Genomic DNA, 19,549 nt, shown 5'->3' on the forward strand with positions numbered 1-19,549 from the left:
AACTTTGCTTAATAAATTGCTCCCAGAGCAAAACAACGCCTGCCATTTTCACGCTAGCAATAACGCTACTATAAACAAAGCTAGTCGCCGTTAGTAACCAACCAGCAAAACCCTATATATTTAAGTTATTGTTAAATATAGCATTATTCATTTTTCAATCGCTATTTTATTTTAATACAAAAAACTTTAACTGCATATTTTGACGCTACAGCTGGATACTTATCCATTTAGTATCTACTGCGCATAAGTAAAAAATGTCCCCCTGCCACTCTGGTTGTTTTTTGAACAATGTTGACTATTATATAATTACTGCTACGCACATTCGCTTAAGCAACACTTTAAGGAGCAAGGTTATGAACAGTAGTCATGTTTCACTCTCCAACAGGTTAGTTTTACATCAGTTTCTAGCCATTTTTATTGCTATATGCGCATTTAATACCAACGCACAGCAAACCAAATCAGAAAAAAATGAATTGGCACGCATGCAAGCACAATTGAATGCTGAGGTTATGTCTAGACCCTTTTTGGCTGAAAAGCCTGAAGAGGTCGATGCTTATATAAAAAGTATGCTAGAGAAAAATATTAAACCTGAAGAATACAAAGGCACTTATTGGCGTAACGGCTATACCTGTCGAGATCTACTCAGATATAACTGGACTCAGTATCGTAATTGTCGTTACTACTACCGTTATCACGGCCGGTATTATTAGAGTAATGATTTTAGTTAATCTGTCTGATCCATAAATTCAAATTAGAAGGAAATTACTATGATAATGCATCAAATATATATTGTACTGTTTGCTGTTTTTACGCTTTTTATTTCGGGTTGTGGAGCAATTCATACCTCAATAGCTAAAAAAGATTTGGATGTACAAACCAAGCTCAGTACTTCTATCTTTGTTGATCCTGTTCCATCACAACAGAGAAAAATTTATATGGAGGTTCGATCTGCAGTAATGGAATTTGATCGTAATGTGTTTAGACAATCCCTGATCACTCAAATAGAGAGTAGTGGTAATGGCTATCAAATTGTCGATAGCCCTAGTGATGCGCAATACAGTATGAGTGTTTTTGTACGTAACTTAGAAAAGGCCTCTCCTACAGCAGCTGAAAACTATTTAAGCAGGGGTTACGAAGGCGTTGCTGCAGGTTCTGCAGTAGCATTTGCATCTGGTAGTGGATATCGCGGGGCCGCAGCCGGTGGCATAATTGGTGGCTTAGTTTCAACTGCCACAAATGCGTTTGTTAAAGACGTAACCTATCTTTTGGTGGCCGATATTCAAATAAAAGAGCGAGCTCGTAGTGGCGTAATAGTGCGTCGTGATTCAAAGACCAATACTAAAATATCTGACGATGGCGCAACAACTCAAACTTACTCAGAAGCAACTGATCAAAAAGAATACCGAACCCGTGTGGTCACCACGGCTAATAAAGCAAATTTAGAACTTGAGGAGGCCCAGCCACTTATGTTTGAAAAAACAGCCTACGCAATGGCTTCTTTTTTCTAATAATAATAACTAAAAGTACGGCATTATAGTGCCGTACTTTTATTTTACTTCTTGATTATCTAATCTTAATTACTCTCTAATCTCTAGGCATTTTCAAAACAAATGTAACTACAAAATAAAACTGGCACCCAATAATTTAAATTATTGATGATAAAGTAAATAATAATTAATTATTGCCTTAAGGGTAGCCCCTAAGGCTTATATAACAGTTATTTATCACCTAAATACTCTGCCATTATTTGTTCAATTTTTTGATCTTCTGCAAGCCTTAATAAAACTAAGTTAACGTCGTTAACTAGTTTACTGTCGGCTCTAAATGCGAAGCCGTAACCTTGCTTATAATACTCCGCACTTGGAATATGAATATTCTCTGCTTTATGTTTATTTTTATAAAACAACAATTGTGGACGGTCAAAAACAACGCCATCAACACTTTTATCTTTTAGTCTTTCCATGGCTTGGCTTAGGTTATTTACCAATACTTTTTGGCCTTGATGTTCTTCAATAAAGCCTATAGCTGGCGAGCCTGCTGATGCTGCAATTTTTTTACCTGGAAATTGTTCAACTTGTGTAATAGTAGAACTGCTAAAGCTTGATACGGTAAGAGTACTGGCAATACCTGCAATCATTGATGTAGCAAAAATTAATGAAATAATCATCCAACAACCAGCTACAACTCGGCCTTTTAAGCTCACCGGTGCCATGTCGCCATAACCTGTTGTACTCATAGTCACTATGGCTAGCCACATACCGTTAGCTATCCCTCTTTTTGGATCTGCAGGAAACTGCTCTGGAGAATGTTTGCGCTCAGCAAGCCAAAAGAGCAGCCCAACAATGGCTAGTAAAGATAAAAATATGGCAACAGCAATTAGTAATTGCATACTAAAAAAGGGTTTTATTTTACCCCAAATACTGGCATTTTCATCGCGCGAGGCAATAGTAAGACTCGATTGGTAATAAGGCTGAGAAAACAGAAACTTTTCCACTCGCTCCGAGGTAATACTAATCGGCCCAGCAAGTAAATCAACTTCGCCTTGCTGCAAAGCGGTAAGTGCCTCATCAACCGTAGTAAAATATTTATATTGGTATTCCCAATTTTTTTTATCGGCTATATTTTCCCAAATTGTAAGTGAAATCCCCTCTAGTGAATTATTTTGGGGATTGTGTATAACAAAGGGAGCATCCCCCGCTACACCAACGGTCAAACCTGTCTCTGGCAAAGCACTTTGAGCATGCACCGATAAGGTTAAAATTGCCATAAGGCTTAAAGCGCCTACACGTAATGAATTTAATATTTTTGTTAGCATAAAAACTCAATTGTTTGGGGTGATGTGAATAGCTTATAAGCTCACAAACATACTAATAGAATATGTATAAGGTTACGAAAGTGTAAAATAATTTCAAGCTAAGGTCAAAAATAGCTTGATTTAGCGCTTAATTTTCAGATGGTAGCCTTAGCTTTCAGATAAAAATAAAAGCCAAGTACGGTGTTTAAAATGCATAAACACTATTTATTAAAGAGGTTAAGAGTGCATAAAGTAGTGATTTAAATCGTAGCAAATAAAGCTAGCAACTAAACAAGCTCCCTCACTTTTAATCCTCTGCCACTACTTATTTGATGGCACTGCGCCAAAAATAACTCTGCTGTGGCTTGTGCGTCGGTAAGTGCGTGATGACAATGATAACTAGGCAGTTCGTAGCGATTACGACATTCGTTTAACGTTAAATCATCTTGCTTTATTTCGACGCCTTGATGTTGCAGGCGCTTTTTTTCTATTTGTAAGGTGCAGAGTATTAGTTTTGGCCGCGTAGTAATATTGGCATTTTTAAGCGCTGGTTTTAAAAAACCCCAGTCGAGCATGGCATTATGAAACACTAAAATACAGTCATTAAAGTGCTCACTAAGGTGCTCTAAAATACTATGTAAACTTTGCCCTGCAGCTACATTATCATTATTAATGCCGTGATAAACTGGGCTTTGTGCCAAGTTTTTAACCTCTTTATTAATTAAATGCTGCGACTGACTCATTTTTATACATTGATTTTCTATAACCACCCAAGCTAGCGACACTATTTCGTGCTGCTTGGCGTCAAGCCCAGTTAGCTCTAAGTCAATCACTAGGTAGCGCTGCTTTAAAGCAGCATGTGCCAGTAGCTGTCGCCTTTTAAAATAACGGGTAATTAAGCGCTTAACCATAATGTTTATTACTCGCTTTGTGCGCCGCTTTTTTATAAGCAGCCATACTATAAGCTACCACGGGCAAATTTAAACACAGCGGCTTGCTGCGCTTGTTTTACCAGATAAAATGCTTCTTTGAGTTGGTGGCGCTCTAAAGAGTTTAATTGGTCGGGGTTAATACAATTACTGGGCAGCCCTTCTTGATTTATTTGCGTGCTTAATCGCAGCTGGGTTAAAAAACGCCAGCAATCTTTTAGGTTATAAATATCTTCTTTGCTGAGTAAAGTGTGTTTTAACAATGCGTCTAAACGCTCTTGGGTATTGGCACGGCGAATCCCCGCTCTTAATGCATATAAACGCACTATGTCGTTAATTATTACTACGCCACGTTTTTTTAAGTCGATATATTTATAGTTTTTTTCTGTTTTTTCGGTTTTAAAATTATTAAACAAGCCTATGGGCACGCTGTTTGAGTCAATGTCGTTGGCCATGGCGGCGTAAAATAATTCGTTGCGTGACATGTGCGTAAGTTGCTCATAAAACTTACTATAAAGTGTGTGTGAGCCTTCGATAAAGCGTAAATCAAAAAATATTTTACAGTTGAGCATGGCTTGAGGGGTTGGGCTGCTTATCCATTTAAAAAAGCGCTCGCGCCAGTCACTAATACTCATTCGACACAACTCGCTACTGGCCATTATATTGCCAGGGCAACGTCTAATGCCGCACTCTACTAAGTTTTCGCAAACATATTCCCCCATGCCTTTAAAGTAGGCTAACTCATCGTCATTTAAACCATCGGGTAATAATAAGCCATTGTCTTGATCTGAATGTAGGGTTTGTTCTTCACGGGCTTGGGAGCCAAAACAAATAAAACTAAAACTACTTGGTGCTACTCCATGTTCTTGTTGATACAAGTAAATTAGCCGCGAGGTGAGTGCATCGGTTAGGCCACTGAGTAATTTGCCAATTAGCGATATGTCGTCAATATTATACGAAAAGCCGCGCAGCAACTCTGGGATCTCTTTGGCGTAGCGTTTTAAATCGACAATAGCGCGCGCTTTATAAATACGACCTATAAGTTGTACCGGGTCGCTTTTTTGCTGGCGTAATAAATCGGTACTGGTGATCATTCCCAAAGGTTTGTGGTTTTCGTCAAGTACTGGAATATGATGAATATTATGTTTAAGCATTAGGTGCAGCGCTGAAAAAACCCGGTTATTTTCAAAAATAAACTTGGGTTTTGCTGTCATTATGCTGCTTACGCTTTGCTGTGGATCAACTTCATCTGCCAGTACCCGATTACGTAAGTCGCGGTCGGTTACTACCCCAACTAAGTGCGCATCTTGGGTGATCATAATAGATGACACACCATACTCTTGCATTTGTTTTGCCGCGTGGCGAATACTCGAATCTGGCGTTAAAGTAATGGCTTTTCGGGTCATTAATTCCGATATTTTTCTCTCCGACCAGCTTTCAGTTTTACTTTTATAATGTGATGAGAGTAAGCGGTTTGCATGAGCGCGAACAAAATATTGCTCAAACGGTTTATATTCACGGCGCAAATAATCAAACGGCTCCTGAGGCAGCATATACACTATGCCCTCTTTTTGTACTTCCAACCTGTTTTGCATCGCCTCACCGGTTAATAACGATGGAAAACCAAAATAATCACCTTGTGCTAAACGCGTAACTATATCGCCTTTACTATCCACTAAATCGTATAAGCCTGAGCGAATTAAAAATAACTTAGGATGCTCACTTTGCAGCCATTGTGCTTGGTTTTCACGGTTGAGGTAAGCAATATCAAGGTGCTTTACAAAATAACTGCAAGCACTCGCCTCAAGCATGCTAAACGGGGCCTGCATAGTTACAAATTGGGTTATATCTTGCTGCTCTGCACTCATAGTTACGCTCGTTAAGTGATTTATATAAGGTTTAATGTAATCATTTATTAAACAAATAAAAAGCCCGACTTAAGTCGGGCTTTTGGTACTTTTATTGCCTGTTAAGCAAATAGATTTAGTGATCGTGAGCTTCACTAGACCCTTTAGGATTACGAATACCTTCAACCAACTGCTGAATTTCCAGTGGTGTCGGTTTAGTAAATTTAAGTACTATTGCAGCAACTGCAAAGTTAATTATCATACCTACTAAGCCAATACCTTCAGGCGAAATACCTAAAAACCAATGCTCGGCACTATTAAGCTCTGGGCTAACAAACTTAAAGTAAATAATATAACCGGCGGTAAAACTAATACCCGTTACCATGCCAGCAATTGCGCCTTCTCTGTTCATTGCTTTAGAGAATATACCCATAATAATAGCTGGGAAGAAACTCGCTGCCGCTAAGCCGAAGGCAAATGCGACCACCGATGCCACAAACCCTGGCGGGTTAATCCCAAAGTAGGCGGATATAACAATAGCGACCATGGCAGCTAACCTCGCTGCGAGTAACTCTTGCTTATCGCTAATATTGGGCTTAAGGGTTCGCTTGAGTAAATCGTGCGATACGGAGGTAGAAATAACTAACAGTAAACCTGCGGTTGTTGATAATGCTGCTGCAATACCACCGGCAGCAACTAGGGCAATAACCCATGCTGGTAAGTTAGCAATTTCTGGATTAGCAAGTACCATAATGTCGCGGTCAACATCTACTTCATTAGCACTGTTTGGATCGTTGATGCTGCCTGAAGTGTAAAACATTTTGCCATCACCATTTTTATCATTAAAGGTAATTAAGCCGGTACGTTCCCAGTTTTTGATCCACGTTGGTGCTTGTGCATACTCAGTACCGCTACCATCTTTACCGTTAATTGTATCAACCATGTTTACGCGAGCAAATGCAGCAACTGCTGGTGCTGTAGTATAAACAATAGCAATAAACACTAAGGTCCATGCCGCTGATATACGCGTATCTTTAACGCGAGGTACAGTGAAAAAGCGAACAATTACATGTGGTAAACCTGCAGTACCCACCATTAATGCACCGGTAATAGCAAATACATCAATCATGCTCTTAGAGCCTTCGGTATACTGAGAAAAGCCCAATTGCGAACTTATGCCATCTAGCTTATCAAGCACATAAGCACCTTCTCCGCCAATTAGTGTGGCACCAAAACCAGTTTGTGGCAGGAAGTGACCTGTCATCATCATAGAGATAAAAATGGCCGGTACTAAGTAAGCAAATACCAGCACACAATACTGTGCAACCTGCGTATAAGTAATACCTTTCATACCACCTAAAACAGCATAAAAGAATACAATAACCATACCTATGTATACACCGGTTTCAATTTCTACTTCTAAAAAGCGAGAAAAAACCACGCCTACACCACGCATTTGCCCTGCAATGTAGGTAAAACAAATGAATATGGCACATACAATTGCCACTAAACGTGCGGTACGTGAGTAGTAACGGTCGCCAATAAAGTCTGGCACAGTAAACTTGCCGAATTTACGTAAGTAAGGCGCTAAACACATGGCAAGTAATACATAACCACCTGTCCACCCCATTAAGTAAACGCCGCCGTCGTAACCCGCAAACGAAATAATACCCGCCATTGAAATAAACGACGCCGCGCTCATCCAATCGGCAGCAGTTGCCATACCATTAGCTAAAGGAGGTACGCCGCCACCCGCTACATAAAACTCTTTAGTTGAACCCGCTCGGGCCCAAATTGCAATGCCGATATAAAGCGCGAAGCTTAAACCAACAATTAAAAACGTGAGTGTTTGAACATCCATTGCTTAGCTCCTATTCGTCTACGCCATATTTTTTATCTAACGTATTCATTTTGACTACGTACACAAAAATCAAAGCCACAAAGGTATAAATTGAACCTTGCTGGGAGAACCAGAAGCCAAGTTTAAACCCAAAAAAACGTACTTCATTAAGTACATCAACCAGTAATATGCCAAAACCAAATGACACGACAAACCACACTGCTAATAATTTAAATAACAGTGAAATATTTTCCGCCCAATAAGCTTTTGCTTGTTCTTCATCTTTAAAAGCCATTTTTATTTTCCCCTTTAAGCATCACTAAAAAGTAATGAGTGGTTTATTTTTCATCTACCAATTTAGCAACGCAATGCAAATATTGAATTGCGACCATAGTCGTAACAGCCTGTTAACCTTTAAGTAAAAAATCAGCATTTAGCAGATGTTAAAATTAAAAAGCATTACTTTTCAGCTATTTAAAAATTTAATTAGAGAAGGTTTGTTAATATTTTGCGAGGATTTAGATTACATGCGACATTAGTCTTATACTGTATTGCTATAATTTAATGTTTATAAATAGTATTTAAAAACAACAACTTAAACTTATAAATAAATATCGCACCCACACTTAATTCAAGCTCTGGTATTGTGTATAGTCCATGCTAGTTGAGTGCATATTCAAAAAGGTTTAATAAATACATGACTGCCGTACTAATTTTTGTTGCTTTGAGCTATATAGGGGTGCTGTTTTGGCTCGCAAGTTGGGGCGATAAAACCACGCCTTTGGCTAAGCGTATTAGTCACCACCCTTTTGTGTATGCATTTTCACTGGGTATTTATTGTACATCTTGGACCTACTACGGCTCGGTAGGAACTGCAGCCACAAGCAGTTGGAGTTTTTTGCCAATATTACTAGGCCCCGCATTATTATTTTTTTTCGGCCAAGGCTTTTTACGTAAATTAGTTTTAGTGAGTAAAAAGCAAAATATTACTACCATTGCCGACTTTATTTCTGCCCGTTATGGCAAGCGCCAAACCACCGCTATTATGGTGACTTTAATCGCGCTACTAGCGACTATTCCGTATATTGCGCTGCAATTAAAAGCGCTCAGTTCGAGCTTTTTACTGCTGCAAACAAGTAATAAAATATCTGGAGATATAGTCGCCCTGTCGGCAACTTTAATTATGGCGTTATTTGCGATATTTTTTGGCACTCGAAAAGTTGATGTCACTGAATATCGCTCAGGGCTAATGCTTGCTGTAGCGTTTGAATCTCTCATAAAATTAATTGCACTCATGGCGGTGGCTGGGCTGGCTGTGTATTCTTTATTTAACTTACCTGAGTCTTATGCTAATCAAGTAGACGAGCCTTTGTGGACACACTGGGCCGACTTTGACTTTTTTAGTTTTAACTTTATTGGCCAGTCATTAATGGCTGCGGCGGCTATTATTTGCCTACCGCGTCAGTTTCATGTGACCGTGGTCGACAATCAAGACAAGCGTCATTTATTTACCGCGCGCTGGGCGTTTCCACTGTACTTATTACTTACCGCAGCAATGATTTTTCCAATAGCAACTGCCGCTATTCACCCAGAAATAGGCCGTAGCTTTTCACCCGACAGCTTTGTTTTAGCCCTGCCAATGCTGCACTATAATGCCTTTTTAACCACCTTCGTTTTTATTGGTGGCTTGTCGGCTGCCACTGCTATGATAGTGGTAGCAACACTCACTTTAAGTACTATGATTTCAAACGATGTAGTACTGCCCCTAATACTGCGTCGCAAATTTAAACGCAACTTAATAACCACCAGCTATAGATCGAGAATACTATTAGTACGACGCTTTGCTATTGCCGGTATTTTAACCTTGGCTTATTTTTATCAGCATTGGTTTGGTCACGGAAGTGCATTAGCGAGCATGGGCTTGGTGGCATTTTCGTTAGTAACCCAATTATTACCCGCTATTGTAGGTGGTTTATATTGGCGAAAAGGCCATGCTTATGGCGTTTATGCGGGCTTACTTGCAGGCTTTATATGCTGGGTGCTGTTTTTAATGCTGCCTATTTTAGATGCTGGCAACACGCTAAATAACGAGCTACAACAAACCCTTATGACCCGCGGCACGCTGATTGCGTTATTTGCTAACATAGGTTGTTATATTAGCTTTTCGTTAGGGGCTGAGGAGCGATTAATTGATAAAATTCAGGCCGCTGCATTTGTTAACCCAAAAGATCAGACTATTTTATCAAAGCGTTTAAATAAAGATGTTAAAGCCACAGTATACGACTTTAAAATACTGCTACAGACCTTTTTAGGTATTCAGCGCAGCCAGCAAGTATTAGCCAATTATGCCCTAGCCCATCATTTAAGTGACAACAACGCGCACCCCAAACCTGAGTTTATTGCTTATTGCGAACGTGCGTTAACCGGTGTGCTTGGTGCATCGTCGGCTCAGGCATTAGTGCACACTGTATCGTCTGGTAAGCGCATGGCATTTGAAGAAGTGGTTAACTTTTTTGATGAAACCACCCAAGCACTGCAATTTAACCAAAACTTATTGTTTACCTCGCTTGAAAACTTAAGCCATGGTCTTTCTGTGGTCGACAAAGATTTAAAACTTGTTGCTTGGAACAAACGCTATAGCGAAATGTTTAATTACCCTGAAGGCTTTTTAGAAGTGAGCCAACCGGTAGAAGACATAATACGTTACAACGCAGAGCGTGGTGAATGTGGTCCAGGCGAAATAGAACGCCATGTAGATAAGCGGGTTCGTCATTTAAAAAATGGCACCTCGCATCATTTTATTCGCCACCGCCGCAACGGCCAAGTGTACGAAATGATAGGTAACCCTTTGCCTGATGGCGGCTTTGTTACCAGCTTTTCAGACATAACAACACATATTAATACTCAAAATGCGCTGGAAGAAATTAATATCGATTTAGAAAACCGCATTGAGGCGCGTACTCAAGAAGTACAAACCATTAATAAAGACCTTCAAGCGCAAATAGATAGCCGAGTTCAAACTGAGCAGGCACTAACTTTAGCCAAGCGTGAGGCCGAAAAAGCCAACGACAGTAAAACCCGCTTTTTAGCACTGGCGAGCCACGATATTTTACAGCCATTAAATGCCGCGCGTTTATACCTTGCCGCCATTGACGAAAAGCAGCTCAATAGCACTAATCAAAATAATCTTGATAAACTAGGAGACAGCCTAGACTCTACCGTGCATTTAATGTCGGCTCTGCTCGAAATAGCCAAGTTAGAACAAGGCGCAATGGCGCCTACGCCCCGCCACTTTTGTATTGACGATATTTTGCAACCGCTTAAAAGCGAGTCGAGTATTTTACTCAGTGTAAAAGGGTTATCGTTCAAAGTGCTTTCTAACCAACAAATAGTGCACAGCGATATTACTTATTTACGACGCATTATCCAAAACCTGCTCTCTAATGCAATTAAGTACACACAAAGTGGTAAAGTTTTAATTGCCTGTAGAAACCGTAAACATAGCCTGCGCATAGAAGTATGGGATACAGGACAAGGGATCAGTGAAGCAGAGCAAGCTAAAATTTTTAATGACTTTTACCGGGTTGAGGCTGGCGACAATAAAGGCATAGGCTTAGGTTTAGGAGTAGTAAAAAGAATGGCTGACTTACTCAGCTTACCGCTTGATGTATGCTCAGAGCCCAATAAAGGCAGCCGCTTTAGTATTGAAGTACCTTATGGTGATGCAAAATTTGTACAGCATAAAAATATTGCTAATAGTGTAATGGAAAACCGCGCCGCCATTAATATTGTTGCCGTTGACGACGATCCTGCCAATCTAGCTGCCATGGCAAGCTTACTCAACAAATGGCAAGCCAATTACACCTTATTTGATAACGTTGAACAGGTGCTTGCGCACGCTAATGAGCACAGCGCACCCGATGTGATTTTAATGGATTACCAGTTAGGTAATGATTGCGACGGCATAACACTTATAAAAACCCTGAGAGATATTTGGCAACACCAAGTCCCTGCTATCTTAATAACAGCGGTGCGCGATGAAGAGCTTAAACTAGAAACTAAAGCGGCTAATATTCATTATCTAAGTAAGCCTATTAAACCGGGCAAACTAAAAGCGCTGCTAAATCACAGTACTTAAAAATTATACCCAGCCTGTTAGTAATAGCGGGCTGGGTTTTCCTTTACTTTATTTTATAAAGGCTTAAGCAAGGTTAGCGCGGCTTCTCAGCTTTTGAAACAACCAGCTAAGCCCGACTAAAGATAACCCTAATCCAATAAACGATATCGCTTTTAGTAAACCTGTTAAGTTTGCCATATCGATTAAAAATACTTTTAAAATAACCGCGGCCAATAAGCCTAAACCTACTTTTTGTATTAGTAGCTGATTTTTAAGATGGCCCACAATAACCGTACTTGCTCCCAGTACTAGCCAAATAATAGAATAGCTGTAAAGCTCAGCGTTACCTACCCCCTTAGATAAGTAAATATACGCCCCTTGCCAATATTGACGAATTAAACTGTTAATTGCCAAGAAGGTAAATATTCCCGCAATTGCGAGAACTATTGCAATTACCTTAGTATTTATAGCTTTGCTATTTATAGTTTTAAGTAACCTTGCTAACCACAAAGTTAACCCTGCAGGTACTAACCATAATAACAATAACCAGTTAAATATTGGCGTTGTACCAATATCTATTGCACTCAATAACGGATTGTCGTCAACTAAGGTTTTTAGTGCAAACACACCAGCTAAGCCCGCCAATGCAAAGCCACCAATGCGATACAGTTTTGCTAAACTCCCTGCTATTCGCGCGCGATATAAATACACACAACCTAACCCAAGCCAGTTACAAACCAGTAATACTTGCTCGTAAAAACTCAATGAATCAAATTGTGGATAATGCCCTACTAGCTGATAACTGGTTTCGGTGGTAATAAATAATGCCAAGCAATGCAGCGCTGCACCTTCTAGCCATAACTGCATTTTTGATGTGTTAAAACATCTTGCTGCAACATAAAATAGCACCGTACACAGCGGGTACACCACTATACTCCAGTGCAAACCAAAAATAGTAAGAGCCTCGTAACTTGGTGTCCACGGTGAGAAAGTTAGTCGCAATAATAATGCTGCCACCAGTGCTTTAATAGGCCAATGTGGCATAGGTATGCTGTGGCGTTTGATCAGCAAGCTAATCAATAACACTTGAATAGCCAGCGCTATGGTTAAGCCACTGTCGTTTAATAGCATAGTAATCGCGAGCGTAATATTAGCATTTGCTGCTATCCAGTAGGTAAAACGCTGATACAAACTAGCACTGTGCTGCGCACTTTTTATTAAAACAGCACTACCAACAAGTAATATAACTGCCCAAAGCGGATACGCTGTACTTAACGCTGAATTAGGAATAAGTGCGTATAACGTGGCTATCATTAAAAATAAACTAAATGCGCCGGTAATATGAAATGCCAAGCGCTTAGGAAACTTACGACCAAAATAAAGGCCATAAGCAGTCAAAGTAAAACCTAGTATTAAACCTAGTCCATATTCTTGTTTAAATATAAACAAGGCATCATCAAAATCAAAAGTTTGCTGGGTACTGACTAAAACGACCAGGGCTATGACTAAACACACAGCTTGCCATAAATCCCAGCGGCTATTTTTTAATACTAAAAACAGCATTAGCACTAAAGTTATTAAGCTAAATATCTGAAACTGCGCGTCGAACCTATGCAATAGCATCATCAAAATAAACGGTGCGGTAAACACTAACATTAACGGGTGATCGGGCAGTACATTAATTAAACGCTTTAAGCTGTGCGGGCGAAACTCAATTAGTGTAAACCTTACCCCTAAACGAGGGATAGCTACGAGGCCAATAATACTGGCGACTGCATAAACACCCAGTAACCAAATGGTGCTGCTTTCGAGTAAAACAAAACCCGCTAAGTACCAAAAAACATGCCCAGCCCAGAGTAAATACCACAGCCAAATACGCTGCACTTGGTGCGCCACTATGGCGGCAAATAAACTAACAAAGCCAACATACATAAATAAAGAAAATAAATTAACGCTATTACTACTAACCCAAATAGGCACGCTGTAGGCACCAATAATGCCCAAAACAGCAAGTAAAGGGCCAAACTTAATTGCCATAACGCTTGCACTTAAAGCTATAATCGCCAATAGCACAAATGCAACAGTGGAGCTAAGCATGGCGTAGTTACTGTAAGCAAGTAAGGCTAACGCAAAGCAGGTAATAAAGCCGCCACTAGCAAGGGCTGCCGGAATATAATTATTAAACCCTTCAAATACAATGCGTTTATAATGTAAATACCCTGCAGCTGCTATTAAACCAAGGCCAAATAGTGCACCTAAACTCAACCGCATAACGGGCGAAAGTAACCCAGCTTCTAAGCTGTATTTTGCTAAAAAAATACCGCCAAACGCAAGCGCTATCGCGCCTATCCAGGTCATCCAGTTTTCTTCAAATCCTGCACGTAATTTATTAAATAATGTATGTAAAACGCTAGGTTTTTTAGGGAAGGTATTTGTTTTAGCTGTTTTAGTAACTGCAGCTTCATTGCCGCTTATAGCCGCAGTTTTTACCTGCGTTGAAACAGTTGCTGGTGTGCTTACTCGTGGTTGTGGTTGCGCTTGTGGTGGCGCTTGCTTACTAGCAAGCGGTGTTAATTGCTCTTGTTGCTGGAGTAAACTATTAACTTTAGCTGTTAACTGCACAACTTGTTGCCTTAAACTTTTAAGCTGTGTAAGTGCAATAAACCCGCAAATAGCGCCTGCTATTATCGCTAATATAAATAGCCCTACTAACCCAATCAACTCATCCATGGCATGCTCTTATTATTTTATTTAATATAAATTAGCGGTATTAAATTACCGTCGTTAACCACCATATACCGATTACAAAAACAGTTAAAGTAATCATGGCTTTAGTTTTATGTTTACTAATAAGTTGCTCGGCTTTATTACCGGCGTAATACACAACTACCGCTAAAGCAAAATATCGTATAGCACGCGAAATTGCGCTGGCTAATAAAAATAACCCGAGGGAATATTTAGTCGCCCCCGCTGCCAGCATGGCTATTTGAAATGGAATAGGCACTATGCCTAGCGTTATTACAAACCAGAAGCCTTGATTGTGCATTTGTTGTTTAACATTTTCAAACTGCTCGGGGCTTGAGAAACTATTAATAACCCAATCGCCAACTGCATCAAATAAGTAATAACCCAGCGCATAACCAAATAACGCCCCCACAATACATCCCAAAGTGGCCATTAAAGCAATAAGCCATAATTTTTCACGACGCGCTTGCATTAAGGGTACTAAAACAGCTTCAAGCGGAATAGGTACCATGGTCGACTCTAAAAACGACGCCACGGTAATGCCACTGAGCATATGTTTAGATTCAATAAAATTACGTGTTTTTTGTTTAAGCTTTTTTTGAATCGCCATAATAACTCCCTTTCATTGTGAATAAAACGCGATTTCAGATGCTTTATCATTACATACTTAAGTTAATCTAGACTGAAAATATAAACCGTTAGTTATAAAACACTTTAATTATTAACAAATTGGTAATAGCTACGGCGATCTTTTATTATTGAGTTATATCATTGAATTTACTTATCACAGTAGTTATTAATTTATGCAAAGTGCGCGTTTTATTCCCTTTAGAAAGCAAGATATTGTTGATATGTGTAGCGAAGAGCTCAATAACAGCACACAACAAACATCGTTTAAACAGTTTTGTGATTTACTAGCTAGCCTTATTCATTACGATTACCACGCAACACTTGAGGCACTTAAAAACAATTATGCACCATTTGATCCCAACAGTGACACGCGATCGTTAGCCCCCGTATCGGCTGATCAAAAAGCACAGTGCCAACGTGAGTTTGCTAAAGACTTTGCCAAGGTACTTAACGCCGCTAATTTTGAAGTAATCACCAATGAAGACTTACAAGAGGCATTAAACGAAGAATCACTATTTAAAGTGCGCCTTGAAGTTGAATTTGACGACTTTGAAGAAGTGGTATTTTATCGCCGTGGCGAGTCGCAGCTCACTGAAACGATTACCAGCTTTTGGGGCTTGCGTAAAAAGCCGCTGCATTTTACTAATTACGATCGTGTTGCGGTGTTTATTCGCTTTAAAGATAGCGCTTATTTTGAAGCTAAAAACAAAACGCCACTGGGATTTGAGCCAAGCTCAACCATAGTAAAGTTGTTTCAAAATGTGCCTAAGGCCGATCTCGAAATGCTATTTCCTAATAGCGAAGTACGCATGCGCCCTATTGATAAGGTCATTATTGGATCGTCTGCTTTAGTTGGCGGTGCGGTGGTACTTATTACTAAATTGGGCGCATCAATCGTATTATTGCTTGCTCTGTTTGCTTTTTGGGGTGGTTTTAGAAGTGAAGCTGTAGAAATGACCCAACAACACTTTATTACCTTTGCTATCGGTATGGGCGTGTTTGGCAGCTTTATTTTTAAAGAATGGAGTAAGTTTAAAAACCGCAAAATAAAATTTATGAAAGCCCTAAGCGATAACCTCTACTTTAAAAACCTCGATAACAACGCGGGCGTATTTCACACGCTTATTGATGCCGCCGAAGAAGAAGACATAAAAGAAGCCTTGCTGGCGTATACCTTTTTACTAAAATCGGAAAGCGGATTAAGCGCACAAATGCTTGATGAGCAAATAGAGCATTGGTTTAAAAGCAAATACCAGTGCGTTCTTGATTTTGAAATTAGCGACGCGCTTGAAAAGCTGGTACGTATGCGTTTGGTAACGTGTAGTAACGAAATAGAAGGTAATGAAGTGTATAGCGCGCTGAGTTTAGAACACGCAAAAACCATTTTAGATAAGCGCTGGGATAATCTTTTTCAATATAATTAATGTAGTATTTTTACTAAATAATACTCAAAAAAAGCAGCTGAAACTTCAGCTGCTTTTACGTTATATATTAAGCAGCAACTAGCTAAGCTGCTTGATACTTATTAAACTTTGCATGCACTAACTTATAAAGCGCAGGCAAAATTAACAGCGTAAGTAAAGTTGATGAAATAATACCGCCAACCACTACCGTTGCTAAAGGTTTTTGCACTTCAGAACCCGTCCCCGAATTAAGCGCCATAGGTATAAAGCCTAAGCTCGCCACCAGTGCCGTCATTAATACCGGGCGTAAACGTTGTAATGCGCCATCATTTATTGCATCTATTAAGTTAAGTCCGTCATCTCGTAACTGCTTAATAAACGACAGCATAACCACGCCGTTTAATACCGCTACACCACTTAAGGCTATAAAGCCAACACCTGCTGAAATTGAAAGCGGCATATCGCGCAGCAATAACGCAAGTACACCACCCGTTAATGCCAGTGGCACACCACTAAATATAATTAATGAATCACGAAGCGATCCAAAGGCGCTATAAAGTAAGCCAAATATAAGCAGTAAAGTGACCGGCACAACTAATGATAACCGCTTACTTGCCGATTGTAGCTGCTCAAACGTGCCGCCATATTCAAGCCAATAGCCACTTGGTAAGTTAAGTGATTCATTCATGCTCGCTTGCGCATCACTTACAAAGCTTGCTAAATCGCGCCCCTCTACATTGGCAGTTACCACTACGTTGCGCTTACCACTTTCGCGGTTTATTTGATTAGGCCCTTTTTCAATGCTGATTGTCGCTACTTCGCCAAGCGGTACAAATGCAAGTTCTGGGTTGCTATCTTTAGGTAAAGCAACTGGCAAACGGGCAAGTGCTGATACATCGCTCGACCAACGCTTATCAAGGCGCACTAATAACGAAAAGCGTTTATCGCCCTCAAAAATTAGCCCGGTTTGCACACCACCAACAGCGGCGGCAAGTGTTTGTTGAATGTCGTTTACACTTAAGCCTAATAACGCCATGTGGTCGCGCATTGGTGTTACCGAAAGCGTTGGCAACCCTTCCATTTGCTCCAAACGTACATCGGTAGCGCCTGCAAGATTACGCATTAAGCCTGTGGCTTTTTCGCCAAACTCTTTAAGTACGCTTAAGTCGTCACCGTAAATACGCAGTGCTACATCGGCGCGCACACCAGCAATTAACTCGTTAAAGCGCATTTCTATTGGTTGTGTGAATTCGTAATTATTACCGGGCACATCGTTAACACGAGTACGAATTTGCTGAACCAACTCTTCTTTATTGAGTGCTGGATTTGGCCATTGTTTTTGAGGTTTTAACATTAAAAAAGTATCGGCTACGTTTGGCGGCATAGGATCGCTTGCCACGTCAGCAGTACCAATTTTTGAAAAAACGTTAGCGACTTCGGGTTGCTTTAAAATGGCTTGTTCAAGCTCTTTTTGCATTTGTACCGATTGCTCAATACCGGTGCCAGTAATGCGCAGCGCATGCATAGCAATATCGCCCTCATCAAGCTGCGGTAAAAATTCTGCCCCCATGTTTTTAACTTTAAAACCAAGCACTAATACTAATGCAGTGGCAATACCCACCATAAGCCACGGTAATTTAAGCGATATACTAAGTAATGGCTTATACACTTTTTTAACGCCGCGCATGACTGCGTTTTCGGTTTCATTAACCTTACCGCGAACAAATACCGCAATAGCAGCAGGTACAAAGGTAACGCCAAATATAAGCGCGCCTATTAATGCAGCAACTACAGTAAACGCCATTGGCTGAAACATTTTGCCTTCAACGCCGCTTAGTGCAAATAAAGGTAAGTAAACCAGCATAATAATAACAATACCAAATACAGCCGGTGTAAATACTTCTTTGGTGGCGGCGGTCACTACATTTAGACGCTCATTTAAGGTAAGTAGCCTGCCATGTTTATGCTGAGCTACACCGAGTTGGCGCAGGCAGTTTTCAACAACAATTACAGCGCCATCAACAATTAAACCAAAGTCGATTGCACCTAAGCTCATTAGGTTACCCGATACGCGATTACCCACCATACCTGTAACGGCAAACAACATACTCAACGGAATAACCATTGCCGTAATAAGCGCGCCCGTTACATTGCCCAGCAGTAATAGCAAAACTACTATCACTAAAACGGCACCTTCAAATAAGTTGGTTTGCACGGTTGCTATGGTTTTATCAACAAGCGTAGTACGGTCGTAAACCGCTTCAACAATAACGCCAGCGGGTAAGCTTTTTTGCACATCAACTAACTTATCAGCCATAGCTTTTGCCACCACGCGGCTGTTTTCGCCAATGAGCATCATGGCGGTGCCTAGCACGGTTTCTTCGCCGTTATAAGTCGCCGCACCAGTTCTAAGCTCTTTACCTAAAAGCACGTTAGCCACATCTTTAATGCGTACAGGTGCGTCGTCGCGCTTAGCAACAACGGTATTGGCTATGTCTTCTAGCGTTTTAAGCTGCCCTGGCGAGCGTACTAAATATTGCCCATCAAAGCGCTCAATATAGCCTGCGCCTCGGTTACTGTTATTAACCTCAAGTGCACTAATCACATCGCTAATAGTAAGCTTATAGGCAATGAGTTTTTCGGGCACTGGCGCTACTTGGTATTGACGCTCAAAACCACCTTGGCTGTTTATTTCGGTTACGCCTTTTACTTTTAAAAGCTGCGGACGAATAACCCAATCTTGCAAAGTACGTAAGTCTTCTGCGTTATATGGCGTGCCATCGTCTTTTAACGTATTAGGCTCTGTATGCACAGAGTAAGTAAAAATCTCCCCTAGGCCGCTAGCAATTGGTCCTAAGTTTGGCTCAATATTGGCTGGCAAGTCTGAGCGAATACTTTGAATACGCTCACCTATTTGCTGGCGCGCCCAATAAATATCGGTGCCTTCATCAAAAATAACCGTTACTTGCGAAAGCCCATAACGCGAAAGCGAACGGGTATAATCAAGCTTAGGTATGCCCGCCATGGCGGTTTCTACCAAATAAGTAATGCGTTGCTCTACCTCTAATGGCGTAAACCCCTGCGCTTTGGTATTAATTTGCACTTGTACGTTAGTTATATCGGGTACTGCGTCTACCGCTAAATTTTGAATATTGTATACACCAAATCCAGCAAATAAAAATGTAAGCGCAAGCACCAGCATGCGGCGTTTAACCGCAAAAGAAACTATCCAATTAATCATGGT

At 40.4% G+C, this 19,549-nt stretch carries 12 protein-coding genes; 4 read left to right on the top strand and 8 right to left on the bottom strand.

All coding sequences use genetic code 11. The features are described 5' to 3' along the window. The first annotated feature begins 353 nt into the window (after window positions 1-353). Window positions 354-710, top strand: a complete 357-nt coding sequence (locus I6E78_RS18650; protein ID WP_011327292.1) for a hypothetical protein — start codon at window positions 354-356, stop codon at window positions 708-710. Between the two features lie 57 nt (window positions 711-767). Next, the gene (locus tag I6E78_RS07315; RefSeq protein ID WP_011327291.1) at window positions 768-1,508 is read left to right on the top strand and encodes a complement resistance protein TraT; all 741 of its coding nucleotides are present in this window, start codon (window positions 768-770) and stop codon (window positions 1,506-1,508) included. Between the two features lie 209 nt (window positions 1,509-1,717). Here I6E78_RS07315 and I6E78_RS07320 read toward each other — a convergent pair whose 3' ends face one another. From I6E78_RS07320 to I6E78_RS07340, 5 genes are all read right to left on the bottom strand, one after another. Further along, complete coding sequence (locus tag I6E78_RS07320; RefSeq protein ID WP_115121833.1) at window positions 1,718-2,815, bottom strand: transporter substrate-binding domain-containing protein; 1,098 nt, start codon at window positions 2,813-2,815, stop codon at window positions 1,718-1,720. 266 nt (window positions 2,816-3,081) lie between these two features. Then, the gene (locus I6E78_RS07325; RefSeq protein ID WP_011327289.1) at window positions 3,082-3,705 is read right to left on the bottom strand and encodes a 3'-5' exonuclease; all 624 of its coding nucleotides are present in this window, start codon (window positions 3,703-3,705) and stop codon (window positions 3,082-3,084) included. Window positions 3,706-3,752: 47 nt separating this feature from the next. Then, window positions 3,753-5,591, bottom strand: a complete 1,839-nt coding sequence (locus tag I6E78_RS07330; RefSeq protein WP_089367795.1) for a putative nucleotidyltransferase substrate binding domain-containing protein — start codon at window positions 5,589-5,591, stop codon at window positions 3,753-3,755. A 115-nt stretch (window positions 5,592-5,706) separates the two neighbouring features. Further along, the gene (locus I6E78_RS07335) at window positions 5,707-7,431 is read right to left on the bottom strand and encodes a sodium:solute symporter family protein (RefSeq protein WP_058372634.1); all 1,725 of its coding nucleotides are present in this window, start codon (window positions 7,429-7,431) and stop codon (window positions 5,707-5,709) included. Window positions 7,432-7,441: 10 nt separating this feature from the next. Then, entirely contained in the window at window positions 7,442-7,705 is a 264-nt protein-coding gene (locus I6E78_RS07340) for a DUF4212 domain-containing protein (protein ID WP_011327286.1), read from the bottom strand. Window positions 7,706-8,107: 402 nt separating this feature from the next. On the opposite strand from I6E78_RS07340, the gene I6E78_RS07345 reads away from it, so the two are divergent. Further along, window positions 8,108-11,548 carry a PAS domain-containing hybrid sensor histidine kinase/response regulator gene (locus tag I6E78_RS07345; RefSeq protein ID WP_197182217.1) on the top strand — a complete coding sequence of 1,147 codons (3,441 nt, stop codon included), beginning with the start codon at window positions 8,108-8,110 and terminating at the stop codon, window positions 11,546-11,548. A gap of 63 nt (window positions 11,549-11,611) precedes the next feature. On the opposite strand, the gene I6E78_RS07350 is transcribed toward I6E78_RS07345, so the two are convergent. Both I6E78_RS07350 and I6E78_RS07355 read right to left on the bottom strand, forming a co-directional pair. Beyond that, complete coding sequence (locus I6E78_RS07350) at window positions 11,612-14,257, bottom strand: DUF2339 domain-containing protein (protein WP_197182218.1); 2,646 nt, start codon at window positions 14,255-14,257, stop codon at window positions 11,612-11,614. A 40-nt stretch (window positions 14,258-14,297) separates the two neighbouring features. After that, window positions 14,298-14,882 (bottom strand): YqaA family protein, encoded by a 585-nt coding sequence (locus tag I6E78_RS07355; RefSeq protein WP_197182219.1) that lies wholly within the window; start codon window positions 14,880-14,882, stop codon window positions 14,298-14,300. A gap of 193 nt (window positions 14,883-15,075) precedes the next feature. On the opposite strand from I6E78_RS07355, the gene I6E78_RS07360 reads away from it, so the two are divergent. After that, window positions 15,076-16,326 carry a TMEM143 family protein gene (locus tag I6E78_RS07360; protein WP_197182220.1) on the top strand — a complete coding sequence of 417 codons (1,251 nt, stop codon included), beginning with the start codon at window positions 15,076-15,078 and terminating at the stop codon, window positions 16,324-16,326. A gap of 82 nt (window positions 16,327-16,408) precedes the next feature. On the opposite strand, the gene I6E78_RS07365 is transcribed toward I6E78_RS07360, so the two are convergent. Further along, window positions 16,409-19,546: an efflux RND transporter permease subunit gene (locus tag I6E78_RS07365; RefSeq protein ID WP_197182221.1), complete on the bottom strand. Its 3,138-nt coding sequence runs from the start codon at window positions 19,544-19,546 to the stop codon at window positions 16,409-16,411. Window positions 19,547-19,549: the final 3 nt, after the last annotated feature.

This window comes from Pseudoalteromonas sp. NZS127 (assembly GCF_015864805.1).
GTDB lineage: Bacteria > Pseudomonadota > Gammaproteobacteria > Enterobacterales > Alteromonadaceae > Pseudoalteromonas > Pseudoalteromonas nigrifaciens.